The sequence below is a fragment of the Paracoccus sp. MA genome (assembly GCF_020990385.1).
In the GTDB taxonomy this organism is placed as follows: domain Bacteria; phylum Pseudomonadota; class Alphaproteobacteria; order Rhodobacterales; family Rhodobacteraceae; genus Paracoccus.
The window spans coordinates 421,454-446,405 of sequence record NZ_CP087597.1 but is presented as its reverse complement, the minus strand read 5'-3'; the positions used below and the strand labels follow the sequence as shown (position 1 = coordinate 446,405).

At 69.2% G+C, this 24,952-nt stretch carries 23 protein-coding genes, 1 tRNA gene and 1 pseudogene; 8 read left to right on the top strand and 17 right to left on the bottom strand.

Annotated features, from left to right (window positions below; all coding sequences use genetic code 11):
• Positions 1-49: 49 nt before the first annotated feature.
• Entirely contained in the window at positions 50-643 is a 594-nt protein-coding gene (locus LOS78_RS02325) for an RSP_2648 family PIN domain-containing protein (protein WP_230376740.1), read from the bottom strand.
• Complete coding sequence (locus tag LOS78_RS02320; protein ID WP_230376739.1) at positions 640-1,836, bottom strand: RSP_2647 family RNA methyltransferase; 1,197 nt, start codon at positions 1,834-1,836, stop codon at positions 640-642. Before LOS78_RS02320 ends, LOS78_RS02325 begins: the two co-directional genes overlap by 4 nt.
• A 115-nt stretch (positions 1,837-1,951) precedes the next feature.
• On the opposite strand from LOS78_RS02320, the gene edd reads away from it, so the two are divergent.
• On the top strand, positions 1,952-3,754 hold the full coding sequence (gene edd, locus LOS78_RS02315; RefSeq protein WP_230376738.1) for a phosphogluconate dehydratase: 1,803 nt from the start codon (positions 1,952-1,954) through the stop codon (positions 3,752-3,754).
• A gap of 25 nt (positions 3,755-3,779) precedes the next feature.
• Here edd and LOS78_RS02310 read toward each other — a convergent pair whose 3' ends face one another.
• From LOS78_RS02310 to LOS78_RS02280, 7 genes are all read right to left on the bottom strand, one after another.
• Positions 3,780-4,313: a PAS domain S-box protein gene (locus LOS78_RS02310; protein WP_230376737.1), complete on the bottom strand. Its 534-nt coding sequence runs from the start codon at positions 4,311-4,313 to the stop codon at positions 3,780-3,782.
• Positions 4,314-4,389: 76 nt separating this feature from the next.
• Positions 4,390-4,785 (bottom strand): low molecular weight phosphatase family protein, encoded by a 396-nt coding sequence (locus tag LOS78_RS02305; protein WP_230376953.1) that lies wholly within the window; start codon positions 4,783-4,785, stop codon positions 4,390-4,392.
• A gap of 66 nt (positions 4,786-4,851) precedes the next feature.
• A complete protein-coding gene (locus tag LOS78_RS02300; protein ID WP_230376736.1) occupies positions 4,852-5,340 on the bottom strand; it encodes a UPF0262 family protein in 489 nt (162 codons plus the stop codon).
• Entirely contained in the window at positions 5,337-6,647 is a 1,311-nt protein-coding gene (gene hisD, locus LOS78_RS02295) for a histidinol dehydrogenase (protein WP_230376735.1), read from the bottom strand. Before hisD ends, LOS78_RS02300 begins: the two co-directional genes overlap by 4 nt.
• 228 nt (positions 6,648-6,875) lie before the next feature.
• Positions 6,876-7,355 carry a DUF2948 family protein gene (locus LOS78_RS02290; RefSeq protein WP_028712520.1) on the bottom strand — a complete coding sequence of 160 codons (480 nt, stop codon included), beginning with the start codon at positions 7,353-7,355 and terminating at the stop codon, positions 6,876-6,878.
• Entirely contained in the window at positions 7,348-8,631 is a 1,284-nt protein-coding gene (gene murA, locus LOS78_RS02285) for a UDP-N-acetylglucosamine 1-carboxyvinyltransferase (protein ID WP_028712519.1), read from the bottom strand. The genes LOS78_RS02290 and murA overlap by 8 nt, the downstream gene beginning before the upstream one ends.
• Entirely contained in the window at positions 8,632-8,820 is a 189-nt protein-coding gene (locus tag LOS78_RS02280) for a hypothetical protein (RefSeq protein ID WP_084648050.1), read from the bottom strand.
• Positions 8,821-8,963: 143 nt separating this feature from the next.
• On the opposite strand from LOS78_RS02280, the gene LOS78_RS02275 reads away from it, so the two are divergent.
• The 5 genes from LOS78_RS02275 to LOS78_RS02255 all read left to right on the top strand — a co-directional run bounded on the left by LOS78_RS02275 (position 8,964) and on the right by LOS78_RS02255 (position 13,271).
• Positions 8,964-9,038 (top strand) — tRNA-Thr (locus tag LOS78_RS02275).
• A 739-nt stretch (positions 9,039-9,777) separates the two neighbouring features.
• Positions 9,778-11,616, top strand: a complete 1,839-nt coding sequence (locus LOS78_RS02270) for a calcium-binding protein (protein ID WP_084648049.1) — start codon at positions 9,778-9,780, stop codon at positions 11,614-11,616.
• A 192-nt stretch (positions 11,617-11,808) separates the two neighbouring features.
• Positions 11,809-12,009 carry a hypothetical protein gene (locus LOS78_RS02265; RefSeq protein WP_156929448.1) on the top strand — a complete coding sequence of 67 codons (201 nt, stop codon included), beginning with the start codon at positions 11,809-11,811 and terminating at the stop codon, positions 12,007-12,009.
• Between the two features lie 136 nt (positions 12,010-12,145).
• A complete protein-coding gene (locus LOS78_RS02260) occupies positions 12,146-12,892 on the top strand; it encodes a sulfite exporter TauE/SafE family protein (RefSeq protein ID WP_028712518.1) in 747 nt (248 codons plus the stop codon).
• A gap of 28 nt (positions 12,893-12,920) precedes the next feature.
• Complete coding sequence (locus tag LOS78_RS02255; RefSeq protein ID WP_230376734.1) at positions 12,921-13,271, top strand: RidA family protein; 351 nt, start codon at positions 12,921-12,923, stop codon at positions 13,269-13,271.
• Here the strand turns inward: LOS78_RS02255 and lpxB are convergent.
• The 8 genes and pseudogenes from lpxB to LOS78_RS02215 all read right to left on the bottom strand — a co-directional run bounded on the left by lpxB (position 13,246) and on the right by LOS78_RS02215 (position 23,419).
• Positions 13,246-14,409 (bottom strand): lipid-A-disaccharide synthase, encoded by a 1,164-nt coding sequence (lpxB, locus tag LOS78_RS02250; protein WP_230376733.1) that lies wholly within the window; start codon positions 14,407-14,409, stop codon positions 13,246-13,248. The genes LOS78_RS02255 and lpxB overlap by 26 nt on opposite strands.
• A 159-nt stretch (positions 14,410-14,568) precedes the next feature.
• Entirely contained in the window at positions 14,569-15,366 is a 798-nt protein-coding gene (locus LOS78_RS02245; protein WP_028712515.1) for an LpxI family protein, read from the bottom strand.
• Complete coding sequence (gene lpxA, locus LOS78_RS02240) at positions 15,363-16,148, bottom strand: acyl-ACP--UDP-N-acetylglucosamine O-acyltransferase (protein ID WP_028712514.1); 786 nt, start codon at positions 16,146-16,148, stop codon at positions 15,363-15,365. The genes LOS78_RS02245 and lpxA overlap by 4 nt, the downstream gene beginning before the upstream one ends.
• Positions 16,141-16,632, bottom strand: a complete 492-nt coding sequence (fabZ, locus tag LOS78_RS02235) for a 3-hydroxyacyl-ACP dehydratase FabZ (RefSeq protein WP_051416184.1) — start codon at positions 16,630-16,632, stop codon at positions 16,141-16,143. Before fabZ ends, lpxA begins: the two co-directional genes overlap by 8 nt.
• A 65-nt stretch (positions 16,633-16,697) precedes the next feature.
• Positions 16,698-18,806, bottom strand: a complete 2,109-nt coding sequence (locus LOS78_RS02230; protein ID WP_230376725.1) for a hypothetical protein — start codon at positions 18,804-18,806, stop codon at positions 16,698-16,700.
• Positions 18,803-21,552: pseudogene (locus tag LOS78_RS02225) on the bottom strand (DUF4159 domain-containing protein). The gene LOS78_RS02230 and the pseudogene LOS78_RS02225 overlap by 4 nt, the downstream one beginning before the upstream one ends.
• Entirely contained in the window at positions 21,552-22,421 is an 870-nt protein-coding gene (locus LOS78_RS02220; RefSeq protein WP_230376723.1) for a DUF58 domain-containing protein, read from the bottom strand. The pseudogene LOS78_RS02225 and the gene LOS78_RS02220 overlap by 1 nt, the downstream one beginning before the upstream one ends.
• Entirely contained in the window at positions 22,418-23,419 is a 1,002-nt protein-coding gene (locus tag LOS78_RS02215; protein ID WP_230376713.1) for a MoxR family ATPase, read from the bottom strand. The genes LOS78_RS02220 and LOS78_RS02215 overlap by 4 nt, the downstream gene beginning before the upstream one ends.
• A gap of 61 nt (positions 23,420-23,480) precedes the next feature.
• On the opposite strand from LOS78_RS02215, the gene LOS78_RS02210 reads away from it, so the two are divergent.
• The gene (locus tag LOS78_RS02210; protein ID WP_230376706.1) at positions 23,481-24,026 is read left to right on the top strand and encodes a DUF1285 domain-containing protein; all 546 of its coding nucleotides are present in this window, start codon (positions 23,481-23,483) and stop codon (positions 24,024-24,026) included.
• A gap of 2 nt (positions 24,027-24,028) precedes the next feature.
• A complete protein-coding gene (locus tag LOS78_RS02205; protein WP_230376697.1) occupies positions 24,029-24,784 on the top strand; it encodes a hydroxypyruvate isomerase family protein in 756 nt (251 codons plus the stop codon).
• Positions 24,785-24,952 lie beyond the last annotated feature (168 nt).

Below are 24,952 nucleotides of genomic sequence, written 5' to 3'. Positions count from 1 at the left end.
ATTAGCCGATGTTAGCGGTAACATCAAGTCCTGCAATCCGATCCTCATTTCAGTCCTGGCCCCGTCGGGGGAAGGTATCCGCCGAATGCGACGGAAATGTCGCGGTTTCCGGGCTTTCCAGCCGGGCAATGGCCTTGGCAAGGCGCGGCAGCCGGGCGCGCCGCATCAATTCCTTGCGGCCGAGCTCGCCTCCGGCGGCGCGAGCCCGGGCCTCGGTGGCCTCGATGGCCGCCAGCACGGCGTCGGGCGCCCTCAGGTAAAGGTCGCGCAGGAATTCATCGGGATGAATCGCCCGCAATCCGACCGAGGCCAGCGCACGGGATGGAAAGTCGCGCAGATTCGCGGTGATGACGCTGTCGGCCCCGGCCGCCAGCGCGCATTCGACCACATGCCGGTCGGCCGGATCGGGCAGGTCGAGGCCGCCTGCCGCCTGCCCCGGCTCGACCAGCGCCTGCGGAAAGCGCGATTCCAGCAGCGCGATCTCGACCCCGGCCTCGGCGCCCTGGCGGGTGGCGGCATGGCGCCACTCGTCCAGGATGCGGCGCGACCAGACCGGCTGGAACAGCCCCGCCGCCGCCGTGTCGATCAGGATTTCCCGCAACACGGTCGGGAACAGCACGCAGGCGTCCAGAACCGCCCTCATCCGTCCAGCCGGAAGAACAGCGCCTTGAGATAGCCGGTCTCAGCCAGCTGGGGCAGCGTCGGATGGTCCGGCCCGGCCTGGCCGGTATGCAGCAGCTGCATCCGCCGCCCGCCGCGGCCGATGCCGCGGGCGCTGGCATTGCGAAAGGCGGCCAGGTCGGCGGCATGGCTGCAGGAACACAGACCCAGATAGCCGCCCGGCGCCACCAGCGGCGCGGCCAGCTTCGCCACCCGCTCATAGGCGCGCAGGCCCGCCTCCAGCGCCGGTTTCGAGGGCGCGAAGGCCGGCGGATCGCAGATCACCAGGTCGAAACGTGCGCCCTCGGCGGCCAGCGCCTCCATCTGCTCGAAGGCGTCGCCCTGGCGGGTGGCCAGCCGCGCCTCGGCCCCCATGGCGCGCGCGCCGCCCCGCGCCAGGTCCAGCGCCGCGGCCGAGCCGTCCACGCAGGTGGCATGGGCCGCCCCCGCCGCCAGCGCCGCCAGGCCGAAGCCGCCGACATGCGAGAACACGTCCAGCACGCGCTGGCCGCGCGCCAGCCGCTGCGCAAAGGCATGGTTGGGGCGCTGGTCATAGAACAGCCCGGTCTTCTGCCCCTGCGTCAGGTCGGCGAGGTAGATCGCGCCGTTCATCGGCACCTCGACCGGGCCGGGGACCTCGCCCGACAGCAGCTCCATCCGCTCGGGCAGGCCCTCGAGCCCGCGCGCCCGGCCCTGCCCGTTCAGGATCACTGTCGAGACGCCCGCGACCTGGCGCAGCGCCGCGGCGATCTCCTCGACCATTCGTTCGGCCCAGGCGGCATTGGGCTGGATCACTGCGGCATCGCCGAAACGGTCGATGATGGTGCCGGGCAGCCCGTCGGCCTCGGCGTGGACCAGCCGGTAGAAGGGCGCGTCGAACAGCCGTTCGCGCAGCGCCAGCGCCCGCTGCAACCGCGCGGCGATCCAGTCGCGGCTGATCCGCACCTGCGGGTCGGGGTCCATGACGCGGGCGATGATCTTCGATTCGGGGTTTACCGTCACCAGCCCCAGCGGCCGGCGCTCGGCATCCTCTAGCAGGGCGAAGCTGCCGGGCGGGATCGCCCGGGTGCGCCGGTCGGTCACCAGCTCGTCGGCAAAGACCCAGGGAAAGCCGTGGCGGATCGCCTGCGGCTTGGATTTCGGGCGCAATCGGATGATGGGCAGATCGGCGGTCATGGCGGCCTCGTGCAAAACGCGGCAGGATTGCCACGGCAAGCGTCCGCGGACAAGAGGAGGCCGGTTGCAATGTTACCGCTAACAGGATACATTGGCGCCAAAGGAGAAGCGAGCCATGACCCTGCACGCCACCATCGACCGGGTGACCGACCGCATCCGCGAGCGTTCGATCCATAGCCGCAGCGCCTATCTGACCAAGATCGCCCGCGCCGCCGAAGAAGGGCCGCGCCGCGCCCATCTGTCCTGCGGCAACCAGGCCCATGCCTATGCCGCCATGCCCGACAAGCAGGATCTTGCCACCACCCGCAAGCCCAACATCGGCATCGTCACCGCCTATAACGACATGCTCTCGGCCCACCAGCCCTATGAGCGTTACCCTGACCTGATCCGGCAGGCCGCCCATGCCGCCGGGGCGACGGCGCAGGTGGCGGGGGGGGTGCCGGCGATGTGCGACGGCGTGACCCAGGGCCGGCCGGGGATGGAGCTGTCGCTGTTTTCCCGCGACGTGATCGCGCTCGCCTCGGGCGTGGCGCTGACGCATGACGTCTTCGACGCGGCGCTTTACCTCGGCGTCTGCGACAAGATCGTGCCGGGGCTGATCATCGCTGCCGGCACTTTCGGCCATATCCCGGCGGTCTTCGTGCCGGCCGGGCCGATGCCCTCGGGCCTGCCCAATGACGAGAAATCCAAGGTCCGCCAGCAATTCGCCACCGGCGAGGTCGGGCGCGAGGCGCTGATGGCAGCCGAGATGGCCAGCTATCACGCGCCGGGAACCTGCACCTTCTACGGCACGGCGAACACCAACCAGATGCTGATGGAGTTCATGGGCCTGCACCTGCCCGGTTCCAGCTTCGTCAATCCGAACACGCCCCTGCGCGAGGCGCTGACCAGCGCCGCCGTGCAGCGCGCCGCCGCGATCACCCGGCTGGGCAACGACTATCTGCCGGCGGGCGAGGTGCTGGACGAGCGCGTCTTCGTCAACGGCATCGTCGGGCTGATGGCCACCGGCGGCTCGACCAACCTGGTGCTGCACCTGCCGGCGATGGCACGGGCAGCGGGGGTGATCCTGGACCTCGAGGATTTCCACGACCTGTCCGAGACCGTGCCGCTGATGGCCCGGGTCTATCCCAACGGGCTGGCCGACGTGAACCATTTCCACGCCGCCGGCGGGCTCGGCTTCATGATCGGGCAGTTGCTCGAGGCCGGGCTGCTGCATCCCGACGTCAAGACCATCGCCGGCGGCGGGCTCGATCAATATGCCAGCGAGCCGAAGCTGAAGGACGGCCGGATCGAATGGGTCGAGGGCGCGCGCGAGACGCTGAACGACAAGATCCTGCGCCCGGCCGGCAATCCTTTCGCCGCCACCGGCGGGCTGAAGCAGCTGTCCGGCAATCTGGGCCGCGGCGTCATCAAGGTTTCGGCCGTGGCGCCCGAGCGCCATGTCATCGAGGCCCCGGCCCGCGTCTTCGCCGACCAGGAAGAGGTCAAGGCCGCCTTCAAGCGCGGCGAATTCACCGAGGACGTGATCGTCATCGTCCGCTTCCAGGGCCCGCGTGCCAACGGCATGCCCGAATTGCATTCGCTGACCCCGACGCTGGCGGTGCTGCAGGATCGCGGGCTGCGGGTGGCGCTGGTCACCGACGGCCGCATGTCCGGCGCCTCGGGAAAGGTTCCGGCGGCGATCCACATCTCGCCCGAGGCCGCCGATGGCGGGCCGCTGGCGCGGGTGCGGGACGGCGATCTTGTCCGGCTCGACGCGGTGCAGGGCACGCTGACCTGCCTGACCGAGGGCTTCGAGGAGCGCGCGCCGGCGGAACACGATCCTTCGCATTCGGCCGAAGGGCTGGGGCGGGAACTCTTCGCCGCCTTCCGCCGCCATGTCGGCCCGGCCACCGAGGGCGCGGCAGTGGTCGTCTGACCCGCCTGTGGACCGGTGCGGCGGATCAATGCTCGCCGCGCGTTGCGAGCAGCAGGCCAGCCTCGGCCTCGGCAGCGTCCGCCGGCCGCGGCCATGGACCGCCGGGCATGCGGCGCGGCAGACGGATCACCTGTCCCATGCCGGCCGCCACCTCGGGCAGCACAAGGCGTAGCGGCCCGGCATCCTCGGCCGCTTCGCGCAGGAACAGCACGTTCAGGCAGACCTGTCCCGCATCGTCGCGGATCGGGCAGATGCGGGCGTCCACCCGGAACCGCCGCCCCGACTTGGTCAATTGCGCCAGCCCATGAATGCGCGATTCGCGTCCCCCCGGCGTCTCCAGAACCTGCCGCAGCCGGTCCGGCGCCTTTTCCGAGGGATCCAGAAGGATGACCACCGGCCGGCCGATCAGCTCTTCCCTGCGATAGCCGCACATGCCGAGGCAGGTCTGGTTGACCGCCACGATATGCCCCCCAAGATCGAGGACGAGCACCGCGCGATGCGTGCCCATCGCGCGCATGGCCCATTCGAGGTCGTGGTCAAGCCGCTGGATGTCGGTCATCCGGAACTCCTGCAAAGGGTTTCCGGCAGCATCGCGCCAAGAGGCTAAGATTCCGTTAGCGCGCAGAGAATTTTTCTCAAGCTTCGGTCGGCGGACCGAAACGCTCGATCATCCGCTTGCGGATCTGGTCGCGCACGGTGCGGTAAAGCGCCAGCTTGGCCTCGCGCCCCTCGGCCAGGCCGCTGGGGTCCATGATCGGCCAATATTCCACGTCCAGATGAGAAACCCTCGTCAGCTCAAGGGCTTGCCTCTGGCTGGCCGGCGACAGCGCGATCACCAGGTCGAAGCTGCTCAGATCGTCGCCCCAGGCCTTCATCTCCTCGAAGGAGCGCGAGCGATGGGTGGACAGCTCGACGCCGATCTCCTTGCAGACTGCGATGGCGAAGCCGTCGATCTCCATGTCGTTCCTGACCCCCGCCGACTGCACATAGGCGGCGCGGCCGTAGAACTTCTTCATCATTCCCTCGGCCATGGGCGAACGGATGGCGTTGTGATCGCAGCAGAACAGCACCGAATGGGGGATCTGTCCGGCCACGAATCACCCCGGGATGAGCGCGCAGATCAGCGTGAACAGGCGCCGCGCGGTGTCGATATCAACCTCGGCCTTGCCCTCCAGCCGCTCCTGCAGGGTGCGGGCGCCCTCGTTGTGGATGCCGCGCCGGGCCATGTCGATCGCCTCGATCTGCGCCGGCGGCAGGCGCTTCACAGCGTCGAAATAGCTGGTGCAGATCTGGAAGTAATCCTTGACCGTCTGCCGGAACGGACCCAGCGACAGGTGGAACTCGGCCACCTTGCCGCCGGATTCGGTGGCGATGTCGAAGACCAGCCGCTTTTCGCGCACCGCCAGGGCCAGCGCATAGGGACCGGCGGGAACCTCCTGCCCGTCGCGGCCGGGCAGGACGAAGCTGTTATCCTCGAGCAGGTCGAAGACCGCGACGCGGCGATCCTGCTCGATCTCGGGCGTGGCCGGAGGCAGCGCGCTGTCGTCGATGTCGATCCGGCACAGCCGGTCGGTGGGCTGGCTCATGACGTCCCCCCGTTCAGTGCCGCCAGCCGCGCCGAGACCGAGCGGCCATGCGCCGAAAGCCCTTCGGATTCGGCCAGCCGCACCGCGGACGGACCGATCGCCCCCAGCGCCTCGGGCGACAGCCGGGCCATGGTGGTGCGCTTGAGGAAATCCATCACCGACAGGCCGGACGAGAACCGCGCCGACCGCGCCGTGGGCAGGACGTGATTCGGGCCGCTGACATAATCGCCCACCGCCTCGGGCGTCCAGCCGCCCAGGAAGATCGCCCCGGCATGGCGGGTCTTTTCCGCCAGCGCCTCGGGGTCGTCCACGCAAAGCTCCAGATGCTCGGGCGCCAGCCGGTCCGAGAGCGCCGCCGCCTCGTCGAGGTCGCGGGTCACGATCACCGTGCCATAGTCGCGCCAGCTCGCCCCCGCCACCGCGGCGCGCGGCAGGGTCGGCAGCAGCCGCTCCACCTCGGCCACCACGGCGCGGGCCAGCGCCTCGTCCGGGGTGATCAGGATCGACTGGGCATCGGCATCATGCTCGGCCTGCGCCAGCAGGTCCAAGGCCAGCCATTCCGGGTTCTGCGCGCCTTGGGCGATGATCAGCACCTCGGAGGGCCCCGCGATCATGTCGATGCCGACGCGGCCGAAGACCTGCCGCTTGGCCGCCGCGACATAGGCGTTGCCGGGGCCGGTGATCTTGTCCACCGGGCGAATGGTCTCGGTACCATAGGCCAGGGCGGCGATCGCCTGTGCGCCGCCGATGCGATAGATCTCGTCCACCCCGGCCAGCTCGGCCGCCAGCAGCACCAGCGGGTTCACCACACCGTCGGGGGTCGGCACGCAGATCACCAGCCGCTCGACTCCCGCCACCCGCGCCGGGATGGCGTTCATCAGCACCGAGGAGGGATAGCTCGCCTGCCCGCCCGGCACATAGAGGCCGGCGGCCGCGACTGGCGTCCAGCGCCAGCCCAGAGTCGCGCCCTCGGGATCGGTCCAGCTGAGGTCGTCGGGCATCTGCCTTGCGTGATAAGCGCGGATGCGGTTCGCGGCCATGGCCAGCGCGGCGCGATCCTCGGCCGAGACCTTCGCGATCTCGGCGGCGATTTCCTCCTTCGAGAAAGCCAGCGTCTCCGCCGTCAGCGCCAGGCGGTCGAAACGCCCGGTCAGCTTGACCAAGGCGGCATCGCCCCGGCCGCGCACATCGGCGATGATCGCCGCCACGGCATCGTTCACGTCCGCCGCATCCTCGCGCTTCATGGACAGAAGCGCCGAGAAGCGTTCGGCAAAATCGGGTTGGGCGGTCGACAGATGGATGGGCATGGCTCGGGCCTTCAATGACCCGACCTTGTTAGCGGCTGCGGCCAAGGGGCTCAAGCGGCTATGGCCCGACCGAACCTGCTCGTTCAGCGGCGGTTGCGCGGTGGGATTCGAGTATTTGTGAAACGGTGAAAGCCCTTTCCGGAAGAGCAAATTTGGCGTTTCACCGTTTTTCAAATACTCATGCAGCCGCGCAATCCTCGCGCCCTCCGGGAAGCAGGCGCCGCGGGGTCAGCTGTCCGGATGCTGCGGCGCACGTCGCGAGGGGGCGATATAAGGTCGCGTCACGTCGCGCAGCTCGACATTCAGGCATTCCGCCTCGACGGCCAGCGTGCCGTCGCCGGCAAACTGCAGCAGCAGCAGGCCCGTGCCGTCCTCGCCCGCCTGCCATGTCACAGTCAGCAACTCCAGGATCAGGTCCTTGTCCGTGCGGTCGATCCCGTCGCTCTGCACCCGCCGCACGTCCGAGACCAGCAGCACCGCGCGCACCCGCTCATAGGGGCGGCCGTCGCGGCGGGCGAGATCGGCATCCTCCCAGCGGAAGCGGTTCAGGAGCAGGGCGAGCTGCCGGTGGCGGCCGTCATAGGCGATCTCGGTCACCGGCAGGATCGCGTCCTGCACCAGCGCCGAGATCACGGTCAGGTCGTCGGCATCGCTGGCCAGCAGCGCCAGGGGTGCGGGATCGGCATCGGTGAAACGGGCGTCAGCCATCGGCGGGAACCTCCTTGATGCGTTCGATATCGGCGCCGACGCCGCGCAGCTTGCGCACGACCTTCTCGTAGCCGCGGTCGAGGTGATAGACGCGGCTGACGATGGTCTCGCCCTCGGCGGCGAGCCCGGCGAGAATCAGGCTGACCGAGGCGCGCAGGTCGGTCGCCATCACCGGGGCGCCGCGCAGCTTCTCGACGCCATGGACGGTGGCATGGCCGCCATGGACCTCGATCCGGGCGCCCATGCGCGCCAGTTCCGGGGCATGCATGAAGCGGTTCTCGAAGATCTTCTCCTCCAGAACCGAGCTGCCCTCGGCGGTGCAAAGCAACGCCATCATCTGCGCCTGCAGGTCGGTCGGGAAGCCGGGAAAGGGTTCGGTCACCACGTCCACGGCGCGCACCCGGCCGTTCTTGCGCGAGACCTTGAGGCCGCGGGCGGTCTCGACCACCTCCACGCCGGCCGCGTCCAGCTTTTCGCAGAAGGCGGCGACCAGGTCGATGCGGCCGCCGAGGCATTCCACCTCTCCGCCGCAGATCGCCGGGGCGAGCATGTAGGTGCCCAGCTCGATCCGGTCCGTCACCACCGGATGCGTGGCGCCGCCAAGCGCCTGCACGCCCTCGACGGTGATGGTCGATGTCCCCTCGCCCTCGATCTGCGCGCCCATGCGGCGCAGGCATTCGGCCAGGTCGACGATCTCGGGCTCGCGTGCGGCATTGTTGATGACGGTGGTGCCGCGGGCCAGCGTCGCCGCCATCAGCGCGTTCTCGGTCGCGCCCACCGAGACCAGCGGAAAGTCGATCACCGCGCCCTTCAGCCCGCCCGAAGGCGCCTTGGCATGGACATAGCCCTCGCGCAGGTCGAGTTCCGCCCCCATCGCCTCCAGCGCGCGCAGGTGCAGGTCGACCGGGCGGGCGCCGATGGCGCAGCCGCCGGGCAGCGAGACCACGGCATGGCCGTCGCGCGCCAGCATCGGCCCCAGCACCAGGATCGAGGCACGCATCTTGCGCACGATGTCGTAATCGGCCCGATGGCTGGTCAGGTCGTGGCTCGACAGCGCCAGCACCTGCCCGTCCTGAAGACTCGCGACCTCGGCCCCCAGCGACTGCAGAAGCGCGGTCATGGTGCGGATGTCCGAGAGCCGGGGCGCATTGGTCAGCGTCAGCGGCTGATCGGTCAGCAGCGTCGCCGGCATCAGCGTCAGGCAGGCATTCTTGGCGCCGGCGATCGGGATCTCGCCCCTGAGCGGCCCGTTACCCCTTACAATGATCTGGTCCATCTAATCCTCGTTCCCGGGCGTCTGGCCGTTTGCCGGCATCTCTGGCCCGTGCTGCTCGTTCGTCATGTCTTCTGCCGTCCCGGCCCGCGCGCGGCCCTGCGCCTTGCGCCGCGCGAGATTGGCCCGCAGCGCCGCCTTAAGCCGCGCTTCGCGTGTATCTCCCTTGGGATCGCGGGGTGTTTTCGTCATGCCTCCTGTTAGCGTCCTTGCCGGCTTGCGTCCAGCAGCGGCTGGGCCGGCCGGGCCGGATCGGCGACGATTGGCGAAATGCATTTTTCCGACACTTCCCCCTTGCGCGCCCGGCGCAGTCGGTCTAAAGCCCCGCCCACGATGCTGCGGTAGCTCAGTGGTAGAGCACTCCCTTGGTAAGGGAGAGGTCGAGAGTTCAATCCTCTCTCGCAGCACCATTTATCCACATATTACAAATAGATGGGCGCGGAACCACACGGATTCCAAAAGCTCACTGCGGAATTTGTGAGAGGACCCATCGTTCTCCTGTGCTATCCGCACATACGCGGATTCGCGACGTTCCTCGTAAATCAGCCGCCATGCATCGCCCTCATGGGTGCCGTGAGCCCGCGATCAGCTTTGCCATCGCGGCGGCCAAGGCGGCCTCCCGGCGCGCGCGCATCCGTCCTCTGCCCGCTTCGGTGCCTTCGCAGGTCTGCTTGCCGCTGTCGGAGGACGAGATCCCGTCTTTGACAGCCCGGATCACACAAGCCTCTTCCAAGCGTCGATGGCATAGGACCGCATGCCTCCCGCCTCTGCCGAACAACGACTGGTTTATCTGCTGGCTTTGACGCGCTCAGGCGCCGGCAAGAGGTTCTTCGGCGAACGCTAAAAGCACAAGAATTGATGAAAATTTAACGACTTTTCCACCGGAAATTATAATATATTATACGGAAAGGGCTTGATCGCAAACCGCAATGCAACGCCCGCTCTTATAATCCTATCAAATTACTGAACCTGTCGATGGACGAGAAAGGCGCTCTGCAAGGAGCGCCTTATCGTTATTCCTTGCCGCACAGATCAACCGTTAAATTTCTCTTCAATTTATAAACTGTTAACGGATTGCCGTTAACACTCTGTTAACCCACGGCTGGCCATGGTGCACGGACAACATCCACCACGGAAAAAGGGCTTCCCATGACTGCGCAATTCCACGATGGCCATCACCCCGGTCATGGAGGGGGCGGCACAGCCGGCTCGGAATACACCATCGATTCACGCAACGGCGGCGCTAAGCACGGCCACGGAACCGACGGGGATGACACGTTTTTTGTCAGGACGGATGGCCAGACCAAAAATCAGATTCATATCCATGCGGAGGGCGGAAACGATACCTTCCGGCTCGATATGGGCGTGATCGGATCGCGCTTCATTCAGCACGGGCATCATATTTTCGCCGAAGCGGGGCGTGATCGGTTTTTCTTCGACAACCTTGCCAATATGAAGGGAACGGTGGTCGGCAGGCTGGACGATTTTGACGGGAGCTCGGATGAGATCTGGATCGCCAACCAGCGGCTCGATCTGCATAATCCTGGCGCCATTACCGGTTTCGACGTGTCCATTGTCAGCTATCTTGGACAACAATGGCTGCAAATTTTCAATCAGCAGGGCGGACGTGCCTTATACGCCCTCGAGGGCGCGCGGCAGGTCAAGAATGCCAACGGGATGTGGCAGGATGAGGAGCATTTCCTGACCTGGGACCATGTCCTTCCCGATGTGCTTCCGGTTGTTCGCTATGAGAACCCGGTGAACTTCCTTCCAACGCATATGACCTCGCAATTCAATCCGGCGCGCATCGTTTCCATATCTGCAAGCTTGTCCGAGAATTTGAATCTTCAGGGCGGAATTGCCAATGAACTGATCGTCGCTCAACGCGGGCACGACCTGATCAATGGCGGCGCCGGAAACGACTATATCCGGGCCCATATGGGCAACGACACCGTCTATGGCGGCGACGGCAACGACCTGATCGAGGGCGACAAGGGCTTTGACCTGATATTCGGCGGCCCTGGGCATGACACAATCTCGGGCGGGTCCGATGCGGATACCCTGCACGGAGGAGACGGGCACGATCTCATCTTCGGGGGATCCGAGAATGACATCATCTTCGGCGGCAATGGCAATGACCGGCTGCACGGCGGCCCTGGCGACGATACGGTCAGAGGCGAGGCGGGCAATGATCTGATCCATGGCAACAGCGGCAAGGACTTCCTTTCCGGAGGCGCCGGAGACGATACCATTTTTGCCGGCGCCGGAAATGATTACGTCGAAGGCGGCAACGGTCTGGACGAACTGCACGGCGGCGATGGCGCCGACACCATCTACGGCAATCTCGGCAACGATTCGATTTTTGGCGGCGCCGGCAACGACCTCATCCACGCGGGGGATGGCAACGACTTCGCCCGCGGCGGCATAGGGGACGACACGATCTACGGCGGCGCCGGCGCGGATCTTCTGCTCGGCCTGGAAGGCAATGATCTTCTCCAGGGCGGTCCTGGAAGGGATTCGCTGCATGGTGGCATGGGCAATGACGTGCTTTACGGCGGCGCCGACAGCGACATCCTGTTCGGCAACCAGGGGAACGACACGCTGCGCGGTGGCGACGGCGATGACAACCTGACCGGCGGCCTGGGAAAGGACTGGCTGTATGGCGGTGCCGGCGCGGACAGTTTCATCTTCAGGGATGTGCTCGACTCTGCAGCAGGCGCCGAGCGCGACCTGATCATGGATTTCAATCGCGCCGAGGGGGATGTGATCGACCTGCGGCTGATCGATGCAAACAGCGCCGCAGCCGGCGATCACGCCTTCACGTTCATCGGTGACCGGGGGTTCAGCAACACCGCCGGCCAACTCCGATATGAGGCGCAAGGGGCCAATCTCGTCATTTACGGCGATGTCAATGGCGACGGAAGGGCCGACTTCTCGGTGCAGGTCAACGGCCTGTCGTCGATATCCGCCGACGACTTCCTGCTGTGATGCCTGACCGCACCGGTGAACCGATTTCCGTTTTCGGTTTCCCTGGCCTGAGCGGATGCTAGTTCCGAACCACGGGTGGTGCGGGCCCCGACCATTGGCTCCGGTTCCGGCGGCTCTCGCAGCCGGGCAATCAGGCGGGCCGGTGGCGGCAGTGGCGCCGCCCAGCCAGCGAGCCTGCGGAAGATTTCGCCGTTGAGCTTCGTCGCTCTGCATCGAAGCTCCTCGGGTGCAGCCCGGTCCGCACGGGCAGCCCGGCCGGGGAACCATCGCCCCCACGCCGCGTTCCGCCTTCGACCAGAAAGGGAGAGAACAAAAATGAAGGGCATCATCGCCTGGCTTCTTGGCGTTCCGATCTTCGTGATCATCCTGCTGTACCTGACCGGCATCTTCTGACCGGGGCCAGGCTCGACTGCGCATGATGCGCCCGGAGCCCGTCTCCGGGCGTTTTCCTTGTCGGCGCCGCATGGCTGGACGCCCCGGAACCGCAAGGCTAAGCATGGGCGCCCGACACGATCTGGAGCCGCCCCGAATGACCGAGATATTGCTGATGCTTGCCGCAGGCTTCCTGGGCGGAATGCTGAACGCCGTCGCCGGCGGCGGCACCTTCATCACCTTTCCTGCCCTGGTCGCCAGCGGCGTGCCGGTGGTCTCGGCCAATGCCACCAGCACGGTCGCGGCCCTGCCGGGCTATCTGTCCGCCGCACTGGGTTTCCGCAACGAGATCGCGCAGATCGATCGCGCCCTGGTGCTGCGGCTGACCTTCTGGACGCTGGTCGGCGGCATCGTCGGCTCCTGCCTGCTGCTGGTCTCGTCGAACCAGGCCTTTGCGTTGCTGGTGCCCTTCCTGCTGCTGGCGGCGACCTCGGTCTTCATCTGGGGCGCGCAGGTGCGGGAATGGGCGGCGCAGCACCGCAACGCGGTCGCGCCCTTCGGCGCCGGGACCATGGTGCCGGTGGCGATCTATGGCGGCTATTTCAACGGCGGGCTGGGCATCGTCCTGCTGGCGCTCTTCGCGCTTTGGGGCATGACCCAGTTGAACCAGATGAACGGGCTGAAGAACTGGCTGTCCTTCGCGCTGTCGGTGATCTCCTTCGCGATCTTCGCCGCGGGCGGGCAGGTCGCCTGGTGGCCGGCGGCGGTGATGAGCCTCGGAACCATCCTCGGCGGCTATCTGGGCGCCCCGGTGGCGCGGCGCATCCCAGTCCACGCATTGCGGGCATTGATCGCGGCCATCGGCTTTGGCATGACGGCGCTGTTCCTCTGGCGGCTCTTCTGACGCCGGCCCAACCCCGAAAGGATTTTCCATGTCCGAAATCAAGCGCATCGAGACCGGCCCCCGCATGAGCCAGGCGGTCGTCCATAACGGCACCGTCTACCTGGCGGGCCAGGTCGGCAAGCCCGGCGAATCGGTAACCGAGCAGACCCGCGCGGTGCTGGCCCAGATCGACCGGCTGCTGGCAGAATGCGGCTCGGACAAGACCCGCATCCTCTCGGCCCAGATCTGGCTGGCCGACATGGCCGATTTCGCCGAGATGAACGCCGTCTGGGAGGCCTGGGTCGCGCCCGGCCACGCCCCGGCCCGCGCCACCGGCGAATCGGCGCTGGCGACGCCCGACTACAAGGTCGAGATCATCGTGGTCGCGGCGCAGAGCTGATCGCCGCCATGACCGAACGCGCGGCGCGCAGGCCGGGAGGCTCGCCGCCGCGCCCCAGCCGCTGCATGGTCAGCGCCATGGCTTCGCGCTGCATAGCGCGTTCGTCGGGATCCTCGACCAGCCGATAAAGCGCCTGCGACATCGGCCCCGGCTGGCAGTTGCGGCCAAGATATTCCGGCACCGCGCGGGTCTCGCTGACCAGGTTGACCAGCGTCACCGTGTCGGTCCTCAGCAACAGCCCGATGATCAGCCGGCTGAGCGGCGCCACGTCATAGCCGATCACCATGGGCACGTCGTTGGCGGCCAGATCCAGGCTGACCGTGCCCGATGCCGCCAGCGCCAGATCGGCCGCGGCAAAGGCCGCGCGCCTCTCCTCGGGCCGCTCGACCACCACCGGCGCGGTCGGCCAGCGCCGCGCCATCTCGCGCACCAGCACCGAGACGCCGCGCACGGTCGGGATCACTACGCGAATCTCGGGCACCCGGTCACGCAGCCGGATCAGCGCCTCGTCGAAGCGCGGGCCCAGCCGCCCCACTTCGGTCCGGCGCGAGCCCGGCAGGCACAAGACCAGCGGCGCATCCGGCGCGATGCCGTTCGCGGCACGAAACGCCGCCGCCTCGGCCTCGCCCGCCACCGGCTCGGCGACGATGGGATGGCCGACGAAATCGCAACTCATGCCGGCGGCCTGCATCAGCGGCGGCTCGAAGGGCAGGATCGCCAGCACATGGTCGATGACCTCGGCCATCTTCCTGGCCCGCCCCGGCCGCCAGGCCCAGACCGAGGGCGCGACGTAATGGATGGTGCGCAGATCCGGGGCCAGCGCCCGCGCCTGGCGTGCCACGCGCAGGCAGAAATCCGGGCTGTCGATGGTGACCAGCACGTCGGGCCGGGCCTCGGCGACGGCACGGGCGGTCTCGGCGATGCGGGCCTTCAGCGCGCGGTATTTCGGCAGCACCTCCCAGATGCCCATCAGGCTCAGCTCTTCCATCGGGAAACGGCTCTCGAGGCCCTGCGCCGCCATGGCGGGGCCGCCCACACCCAGGAACTCGGCCGCTGGATCGAGACTTTTCAGCCCCGTCATCAGGGCACCGCCCAGGTTGTCGCCCGAGGGCTCGCCGGCGATCAGGAAGAATTTCATCGCGCCGCTCCGCTTGCCATGCCCTGACATGGGTATTTGAAAAACAGAGAAGCGATCCGGACTTCTTCGTACCCCACATAACCTCCTGCCGCTTTCGCGTCACTTGAGTATTTGGAAACGGTGAAGCAAGCCACTTTCACCGTTTCCCAAATACTCATGTCACCCGCGCGCCCAGAGAAACAGCCCCGCGGCTTCGGCGCGACGCATTGCCTCGGCTCGTTCCAGCAGGATAACGCTGCCCGCCTCCCAGGCGATCCCGGCCAGCCCGGCCCCGGCGGCCTGGGTGACGGTATCGGGGCCGATGGTCGGCAGGTCGATGCGCCGGTCCTGGCCGGGCTTGGGCGCCTTGTAGAGCACGCCGCCCGGCCCTTTCGGGTCGGGTTTCAGCCCGGCATGGAGGCGGGCGAATTCCAGCATCGCCTGGGTGCCCGGCAGCGCCTCGACGGCAAGGCAGAGCCCCTGCGCCACCACGGCGCCCTGGCCGATGTCGAGCGCGCCGAGGCCGGCGACGATCTCGGCGGCGCGGGCGGCATCCTTCTGGTCGCGCGGGCTCGGCTCGCCCGCCAGAACACCTTCCCCCGGCACCAGATCGGGAAGGATCTGGTCTACAGAGCAAATGGATATGCCGGCCTCCTCGAAGACGTCCAGGACCGCACGCAGCGCCGCGTCGTCGCCGGACTGCATCCCCATCAGGATGCGCGGCACGATGGTCAGGGTGCGGGGGTCGAAAAGCTCGGGCTCGATCTTCGGGCGGCGGATGGCGCCGGCGAAGACCGCCTGCGTCACGCCCTGGTCGGCCAGCTCGTCCAGGAAGGGCACCAGCCGTTCCAGGCGGAAGGGCTTCGCCTCGAGCTGCGGTTTCAGGTTGTCCAGCGCATAGACCAGCGGCTGGTCCAGCGCGGCGGCGATGGCGGGGGCAAGGCGGCCCTCGCCGGCGATCAGGGCGATGCGGCTCATGGATGGGGCGCCAGGAAGCTGCGGTCCGAGGGGCCGAGGATGAAGTCCAGCACCTCGCGCACCATCGGCCCGTTCTCGGCCTCGGCCAGATGCCGGGCGGTGTCGCGGAAACTGCCCCGGCCCAGCTGCGCCAGCATGTCGCGCAGCGCGTGGATTTCCTCGCGCGAGGCGCCGCGGCGCTTCAGTCCCACCAGGTTCAGCCCGTCCAGGTGGCCGCGCGGCCCCTGCACCAGGCCGAAGGGGATCACGTCGGCCGTCACCATGGTCACCGCGCCGATCATCGCGCCGCGGCCGATGCGCACCCATTGGTGCACGCCGGACAGGCCGCCGACGATCACGTCGTCCTCGAGCACGCAATGGCCGGCCACCGAAGCGTTGTTGACCAGGATCACCCGGTCGCCGATCCGGCAATCATGCGCCACATGGCTGCCCGCCATGAAAAGGCCGTCGTCGCCGATGCGGGTGACGCTGCCGCCGCCCTCGGTGCCGGGGTTCATGGTGACATATTCGCGGATGCGGTTGCGGGCGCCGATCTCCAGCCGGGTGCGCTCGCCGCGGAACTTCAGGTCCTGCGGCACCTCGCCCAGCGAGGCGAAGGGGAAGACCACGGTTTCGTCGCCGATCGCGGTCTCGCCCGCCACAACGACATGGGATTTCAGCACCACGCCCCGGCCGAGGACGACCTCGGGGCCGAGGACGCAGAAGGGACCGATCTCGCATCCCTCGCCGATCTTCGCGGCGGGGTCCACGACGGCCGAGGGATGGACGCGGGTTTCAGCCATTGTCGCCACGGTTCAGCATGGCCATGACCTCGGCCTCGGCGGCGAGCTGGCCGTTGACCATGGCGCGGCCCTCGAATTTCCAGATCTTGCCACCGCCGCGCAGGGTCTTCATGTGCAGTTCCAGCACGTCGCCCGGCACCACCTTCTGGCGGAAGCGGCATTTGTCGATGGACATGAAATAGGTGCCCATCCCCTTGCCGGCGAGGTCCAGCGTCACCCCCACCAGCACCGCCGCGGCCTGGGCCATGGCCTCGATGATCAGCACGCCGGGCATCACCGGCTCCTGCGGGAAATGCCCTTCGAAATGCGGCTCGTTCGAGGTCACGTTCTTGACCCCGACGCAGCTTTCGCCCGGCACGATGTCGCGGACCCGGTCCACCAGCAGGAAGGGATAGCGATGCGGCAGGATGCGCTTGATCATCGCCAGATCGACTTCGGTCGGCGGGATATAGGCGGTCTGGTCATCGTTCGGGGCGGCGGCCATGCGATCCTCTTGGAATGTTTTCATTTGCCTAGCAACGGGGCGCGATCTTGGCAAGTTTCGCGGCGTCAGCCCCCTGCGGCCGTCCGGCGCCCGCGGCCTTCCGACAGCCAGCCCGCCAGCGCCAGCCCGGCGATCAGCGCGAGCCAAGCCCAGCCGGGCAACAGCGGGCGATGCGTCATGCCGCTGACCGAGGCCGCCTCGCGCGGGATGATGGCGATCCACGGACCGCCGACGCCCTGCCCATGCGCCGGCCGGCCCTCGCGCACCGTGCGCAGGCCGGGCATGCCGTCCGAAAGCCGCAGCACCGCCCCCTGCGTCGCCTCGGCCAGCGGTCCGAGAACCGCGCCCGAGGCCACGGTTTCCTCGAATTCGCGCGGCGCGGCGGGGCCAAGCGCCAGGACGCGGGTGATATCGCCATCCGCCAGCCGGTAAAGCCCCGGTCCCGGCGCCGTCCAGCGCGCGGTGAAGCGGCCCGGCCCGGCCTCGGCCAGCGCGACCTCCTCGGTCTCGCCGTCGGGGCGGGTGATGCGGACCGGGCCGGCGGTCACGTTCATGGTGCGGCGGGTGATGGTCACCGTCAGGTCGCCGCCGACATCGGCCAGCAACGCCTCTTCCTCCAGCTCCGGCTCCTGCATCGACCAATGGGCGATGCGGCGCAGCAGTTCCAGCTGCGGCCCGCCGCCCTCGAAGCCGCGGCCCCAGAGCCAGACCTGATCCGAGGTCAGCATCGCCACCCGCCCCTCGCCCACGCGGCTAAGCAGCAGCAGCGGCTCGTCCCGCGCGCCGCTCAGCACCACCTGGGCACGCGGATCGGGGATCACCTGCGACATGCGCAGCCAGCGGCCCCAATGGCTTTCCGAACCCTCGGCCGGCGCGCCGGGCAGGCCGGCCGTGACCGGGTGGCGCTGGCCCTCCTCGGTCAGGCGCGGCAGATAGGGCTCGTCATAGACCCGGCCGGTGGGGCGCGCGGGCAGGATCGCGCCCAGGGGCGACAGGTTCAGGCTCTCCACCGAGGACATCTCGGGGCCCGCCGAGACCAGGATGGCGCCGCCCTCTTCGACATAGCGGCGGATATTGTCGTAATATTGCGGCAGCAGGATGCCGCGCACCCGGTAGCGGTCGAAGATGATCAGGTCGAAATCCCGGATCCGCTCCATGAACAGCTCCTGGGTCGGAAAGGCGATCAGCGACATCTCGTCGACCGGGACCCCGTCCATCTTGTCCGGCGGCCGCAGGATGGTGAAATGGATCAGGTCAACATTCGCATCCGATTTCAACAGGTTGCGCCAGGTTCGTTCCCCTGCGTGCGGCGCGCCCGAGACCAGCAGCACCCGCAGCCGGTCGCGCACGCCCTGGATCTGCACGGCGGCCGAGTTGTTGCGGTCGGTCAGTTCCGGCACCTCGGACTCGGGCGCGTCGAATGCGATCGAGACCACGTTCTGCCCGGCATGCTTCGGCACCACCGGCAGGTCCAGCGCCACGCCGGGCGGCAGGTCGAGCGCGCGCATCTCCTCTCCGTCCAGCAGGATGCGAAGCCGGGCGGGGGTCTGCGCCACCTCGGGCGGAACCGCGCCCTGGTCCTCGACGCGCAGGCGGATGGTGACGGGCTTGCCGATCAGCCCGTAGGCCGGGGCCTCCTCGATCACCAGCCGGCGATCCCAGTCGCCCGCCTGCCCGGTCAGCAGCACATGCACCGGGGCCGGGGCCGAGGCGGGGACCATCGGCGCGTCATGGGCCAGCCCGTCGGTGACCGCGATCACGCCGGCGACACGGGTCTGCGGCTCGGCGGCCAGAGCCCGGGTCAACGCGGTGCCGATCTGGGTGCCGTCCGGGTCGTCGGCCACGGTCACGCGGCGGATCTCGGTATCAGGCAGCGCGGAAAGCTGGCGGGTCAGTTCCTCGACCGCCGCGTCGGTCTGTTCGCCGCGGCCCGGCAGCGCCTGGCTGGCGCTGCGGTCGTCCAGCAGGATGACGATGTCCGACAGCTTGCTGCGGATGCCCGATTCCAGCGCCGGCCCGGCCAGGGCGGCCGCGGCCGCCAGCCCGGCGATCCCGCGCCAGGCCCAGCCGCGCAAGCCCCGCCACAGCGACCACAAGGCCACCAGCAGCGCCAGCACGGCCAGCGCCGCGACCAAGGGCCAGGGCAGCAGCGGATCGAAGGTCAGGCCGCTCATTGCACGACCTCCTCCTGCCGCAGCCGCTCCAGCAGGGCGGGCACATGCACCTGGTCGGATTTGTAGTTCCCGGTCAGCACATACATGATCAGGTTGACGCCGAAGCGATAGGCCATCTCGCGCTGGCGTTCGCCCTCGAAGCCCGAGCCGATGCTGAACATGGGCAGGCCGTTCTCATTCACCGCCCAGGCCTCGGCCCAGGCATTGCCGCCGATGACGACCGGAGAGACGCCGTCGTTGAGGTTGCGGAAAGGCACGCCCTCGGCCGCCTCGGCGCCGGCGGGGGGCGCCTCGGCCCAGACCTCGCGGCCCTGATAGCGGCCGGGAAAATCCCCGAGCAGGTAATAGCTGCGGGTCAGGACGTGATCGGAGGGGATGGGCGCCAGCGGCGGGATGTCCAGCGGCGCGGCCAGCGCCTGCAGCGCCGCGCCGCCATCCGGCCCGCCCAGCCCGGCGATATCGCCGTCCCGGGTGTCGAACAGGATCATCCCGCCCGAGCGCAGGAAATGGTTCAGCCGCACATAGGCCTGCGGCGAGGGCGGCGCCTGCGCCTCGGTCACCGGCCAATAGAGAAAGGTCAGCAGCGACAGGTCGTCCTGCTCGGGGTCGATGCCGATGGGCTCGCCCGGCTCGACGGTGGTGCGGGCGGTCAGCACCTGCGACAGGCCGCGCAGGCCCGCCTCCGTGGCGGCATCGACCTCGGCATCGCCGGTGACGATATAGGCCAGCGCGACCTCGTCGGCGGCACGCACCAGCCGGGGATCGGGGTCGTCCTGCGCCCAGAGGGCGGTGGCCCAGAGCAGCGCGGCAAGGATTGCAGGCCATCTCATGCCAGCGCCCCCCGCCTGCCGCGCGCCAGCCAGGCGCTGCCCAGCGCGTCCAGCGCCAGAAGTGCTGCGGCCAGCGCGATCAGCCAGCCGCGCAGGTCCAGCCCCGGCGCCTGCGCCGCGCGCTCGATACGGGCGCCGGGCCAGTCGGCCGGCGCGATCGGCCCGCCGGCGTTCAGCGCCGCCATGCGCTCGCCGCCGCGGTAAAGCCCGGCGGGCGCGCCGGGCGCCGGGCCGCGCGCGAAATCGGCGGCAGCGACCGGCGCCGGATCCTGCGGCTCGGTCGGGTGGCCGAAGCCGTCCAGCACCAGCTCGGGCAGCCAGAAGGGCTGTTCGGCACGGTCGGCCCCGGGCGCGGCGGCGCTGGCCCGCGCGCTGCGCACCAGCCGGTCCAGCATCTCGACGAACAGGCCCGAAATCGCCAGGTTCGACCATTCCGCGTTCGCCGTGGTGTGAAACAGGACCAGTTGCCCCTGTCCCAGCGGCGCGCGGGTGACCAGCGGCGTGCCGTCCGAAAGCTGGGCGATGGTGCGGTCCGCAAGATCGGGCGAAGGCTCGGCCAGCAATTGGGCGCGCACCGTCGCGTCGCCCCGCACCGAAAGCCCGGCAAAGGGCCCGTCGGCGGCAAAGGGCGCGACGGTGCGCGGATCGCCCCAGCTCAGCGCGCCGCCGATATCGCGCCCGCCGGCGCGCAGGCGCACGGGCAAGAGCGGTTCCTCGCTCAGCCGCTCGGAAGCCGCCATGCGCGGGCCGGAGAAGCGGATCAGCAGCCCGCCCTGCTCGACCCAGTCGCGCAAGCCCTGGGTCTCGGCCAGCCCGAACTGGTCGGCCAGCACGATCACGTCGGGCGAGGCTTGCAATACGTCGCCCAGCCCGCCCTCGATCAGGTCGGTGGTCGGGCCCAGCGCCCGGCGCAGGTAATGCAGGGGCGAAAGCAGCCGCTGGCCTTCGCTGGCGCGGTCGTCGCCGACCAGCGCCACCTTGCGCCGGCGCAAGGAGTCATCGGCCAGCACCACCGCCCCGGCCGAGGCGTGGCCCTCGACCTCGAAGCGGGTGATGCGGTTGCGCAGCTCCGAAGGCAGGGCGATGGGCACCAGCCGGCTGGTGCCCCCCTGATCCTCCGCTTCCTCGCCGGGCTGCAGCCGCGCCAGCTCGCGCGGGGTGCCCTGCGGATCGAGGCCGATGGCCAGCACCTCGGACGTGGCAGCCCCGGTCGAACGCAGCCGCAGCGCCGGCTGGTCGCCCGGCACCAGCTCCAGCGACTGGCGGGGTCCCTGCGGCGGCACCACGGTGACGCTGCCGCGCCCGGACAGCGCCGACAGCCATTCCACCCGGCCGGGATGGTCCAGCCCGTCGCTGAGCCACAGCACCGACAGGGCGCCGGGCGCGCCGGCCAGCACCGCCTCGGGATCCGAGGGGTAGCGCGTCTCCCACGCCGCGGGGCGCAGGGCGCGCAGTTGCGCGGCAAGCTCGGTCGCGGGCAGGAAGGGCAGCGCGCCCTCGGCCCGGCCGTCGCCCACCAGCAGCGCCGCCGGCCGGCCCTCGGCCCCCGCCTGGTCCAGCGCGCGCAGGGCGCGGGCCTGGCGCTGCGGCCAATCGGGCGCGGCGGCCCAGCCGGCATCCATCACGATCAGCAGGGGGCCCTGCCCGCCCTGGTCCGGCGAGGGCTTCCACATCGGGCCGGCAAAGCCCAGGATCAGCGCCGCGATCGCCAGCACACGCAGCAGAAGCAGCCACCAGGGCGTGTGCCGCGCCACCGGATGCGGATCCCTGAGCCCCAGAAGCAGCCGCGTGCCCGGAAACCGCACCAGCTTCGGCGAGGGCGGCATGGCGCGAAGGATCAGCCACAGCACCGGCAGCGCCGCCAGCGCCGCGAGGATCCAGGGCGTCAGGAAGCCGATGGGACCGATCAGCAGCATCAGCCCTCCAGCACCGACCAGAGCCAGAGCAGCGCCTGCGAGGGCGGGGCCCCGGTGTCATGCATGCCGAAATGCCAGCCCGCCGTGGCGGCGGCGCGCGACAGCACCTCGCGCCGCTCGGCCAGCCGCGCCAGATAGGCCGTGCGCAGCCCGCCCGCGTCGCGCGTGTCATGGCGCAGCGCGCCCGAGGCCGAACGGAACAGCACCGCCCCCCGCCAGGGAAAGCCGTCCTCGTCGGGATCCAGCACCTGCATCAGCACGCCCTGCACCCCCAGGCCGGCGGCGCGGGCAAGATAGTCCAGAACCGGCTGCGGATCGCCCAGGAAATCGTCGAACAGAACGATCCGCTGGCCGGGACGCAGGGCCTCGGCCGGGGGGGCGTCCTCGTCGCGGTCCAGCGCCGGGCGGGCGACCAGCGCCTCGGCCATGCGCTCGGCCTGCAGGCGGCCGGGGCGCGGCGGCTGGCCGGCCAGCGCCACGCGCTCGCCCCCGGCCAGCAGCGCCATGGCCAGCGCCAGCGCCAGCAGCTCGGCCCGGTCGCGCTTGGCTTGCCGGTCCGCGCCGCCGGCGTAATCCATGCCCGCCGCGGCCGAGACCCAGATCGCCGCCGATTGCGCCACCTGCGCCTCGCGGTCGCGGACGAATTGCGCATCCGACCGCGCCGAGCGGCGCCAGTCGATGCTGCGTGCCGTGTCGCCCGCCGTGGCGGGGCGGTATTGCCAGAAATCCTCGCCCATGCCGGCACGGCGCTGGCCATGCGCCCCCGGCACCAGCGCCGCCGCCAGCCGCTCGGCCGACAGCATCAGCGCCGGCAAGGCGGCCGAGGCAGCCTCGGCCCGGGCGCGAAGCTGATCGGCCGCGGGTCTCACGCCGCCGCCCGCATCCGGTCGTCGAGCAGGCGCGCGATAACCCCCTCGATGGTCTCGCCGCGGGCGCGGGCGGCGAAGCTCAGCGCCATGCGGTGACGCAGCACCGGGGCGGCCATGGCTTCCACGTCGTCCAGCGTCGGCGCAAAGCGGCCGTTCAGCGCGGCGCGGGCGCGCGTGACCAGGGTCAGCGCCTGCGCGGCGCGCGGCCCCGGCCCCCAGACCAGGGTGTCGGCCATCCAGCCCGGCGCCTCGGGCGCGCCGGGCCGTGCCGCCCGCACCAGATCGAGGATCGCGTTCAGCACCGTCTCGCCCACCGGCATGCGCCGGATCAGCGCCTGCGCCGCGACCAGCCCCGCCGCGTCGAAAACGGCATGCGCCTCGCCCTGTTCGGTCCCGGTCGTCGCCAGCAGGATGGCGCGCTCGGTGTCGCGGTCGGGATAGTCCACGTCGATCTGCAGAAGGAAACGGTCCAGCTGCGCCTCGGGCAGCGGATAGGTGCCCTCCTGCTCGATCGGGTTCTGGGTGGCAAGGACGTGGAAGGGCCGGCCCAGCGGGCGATGCTCGCCGCCGATGGTGACCTCGCCCTCCTGCATGGCCTGCAGCAGCGCGGATTGCGTGCGCGGGCTGGCCCGGTTGATCTCGTCGGCCATCAGAAGCTGGGTAAAGACCGGCCCCTCGATGAAGCGGAAGGCGCGGGTGCCGTCGGGCCGGATGTCCAGCACCTCGGAGCCCAGGATGTCGGCCGGCATCAGGTCGGGGGTGAACTGGATGCGCGCGGTATCGAGGCCCAGCACGGTGGCCAGCGTATCGACCAGCATGGTCTTGCCCAGGCCCGGCTGGCCGACCAGCAGCGCATGCCCCCCCGACAGGATCGCGGCCAGAACCTGCTCGACCACGGCATGCTGGCCGACGAAGCGGTGCTCGACACTGGCGCGGGCCTGCGCCAGGCGGTCGGTCAGCGTCAGGACTTCGGAAACCAGTTTCTCATTCTCGGCCATGACAACGCCCCGTTTCTGTTCTAGGACAACATAAAGGCAGGGGTGACGGGGTCCACAGGGAATGGAGGAAAAGACTGACAATGCCGTGAGCGATGCGGCCGGAATCGCCGCCGCGGCCAGCCGCGCCTCGAAAAAGGGGCCGCCGCCGGTGCATCTGTGGAATCCGCCCTTCTGCGGCGATCTGGACATGGAAATCCGCGCCGACGGCAGCTGGTTCTACAACGGCACCCCCATTGGCCGGCCGGAAATGGTGCGGCTCTTCGCCTCGATCCTGAAGCGCGAGGGTAACGATTACTTTCTGGTCACCCCGGTCGAAAAGGTCGGCATCCGCGTGGTCGATGCGCCCTTCATCGCCGTGGACGCCGAAATCGGCGAGACCATCGTCTTCACCACCAATGTGGGCGACCGGGTGACGGCCGGCCCCGGGCATGCGATCGAGCTGCGCGGGACGGCCGAGGACCCCCGTCCCTATGTCCATATCCGCCGCGGTCTTTGGGCGCTGATCGACCGCAAGACATTCTACCGACTGGCCGATGCGGCTATGCCCGGCGAAAACGGGCGTATGGAAGTGCGATCGGGAGGGACGGCCTTTCCTCTGGAGCCCTGATCATGGCGCGATTCGCCGCCAATCTGACCTATCTGTTCACCGAACTGCCCATGCTGCAACGCTTCGCCGCCGCAAGGCGGGCGGGCTTTCACGGGGTCGAGATCCTGTTTCCCTATGATCTCGCGGTCAAGGAGCTGGCCCAGGCCGCGCAGGCGGCGGGGGTGGAGTTCGTGCTGATGAACACGCCGCCGCCGAACTGGGCCGGCGGCCCGCGCGGCTTCGCCGCCGAGCCGGGCAACGAGACCCGGTTTCGCAGCGACTTCGACCGCGCCCTGCGCTTTGCCAAGGCGCTGGGGGTGCAGCACCTGCACGTGATGGCCGGCAAGGCCGAAGGGCCCGAGGCGCGGCGCAGCTTCGTCGAGAACCTGACATGGGCCTGCCGCCGGGCGCCGCGCGCCAGCCTGACCATCGAGCCGATGAACCGCACCGACATGCCGGGCTATTACCTCGACAGTTTCGACCTCGCGGCCGAGATCATCGATGCGGTCGGCGCGGCCAATCTGGGGCTGCAATTCGACGCCTACCAGGCGCAGATGATCCATGGCGACGCGCTGGCGGTCTGGGAACGCCATGCCGCGCGGGTGCGGCATATCCAGATCGCCGGCTGTCCCGGACGGCACGAGCCGCGCCAGGGCGATATCGACTTCGCCGAATTGCTGCGCGCCGTCGACGGCGCGGGCTATCGGGGCTGGGTCGGGGCGGAATACACCCCCCGCACCTCGACCGAGGCCGGGTTGCGCTGGCTGCGCTCGGCTTAAGATCGGGGCGGGGCGTGGTTCAGGCGCGATCCGCCCGGGTGGCCGGGCGGGGGGCGCTTGATCGCCGCAGGCCGCCGCGGCGCCGAAGCCGGACAAGCGCCGCAGGACGTCTTGCCGGCCTTCGCGCCCGCCGCAAATCCGGCCTTTCCGGCAGGGTCGCCTGCGCGG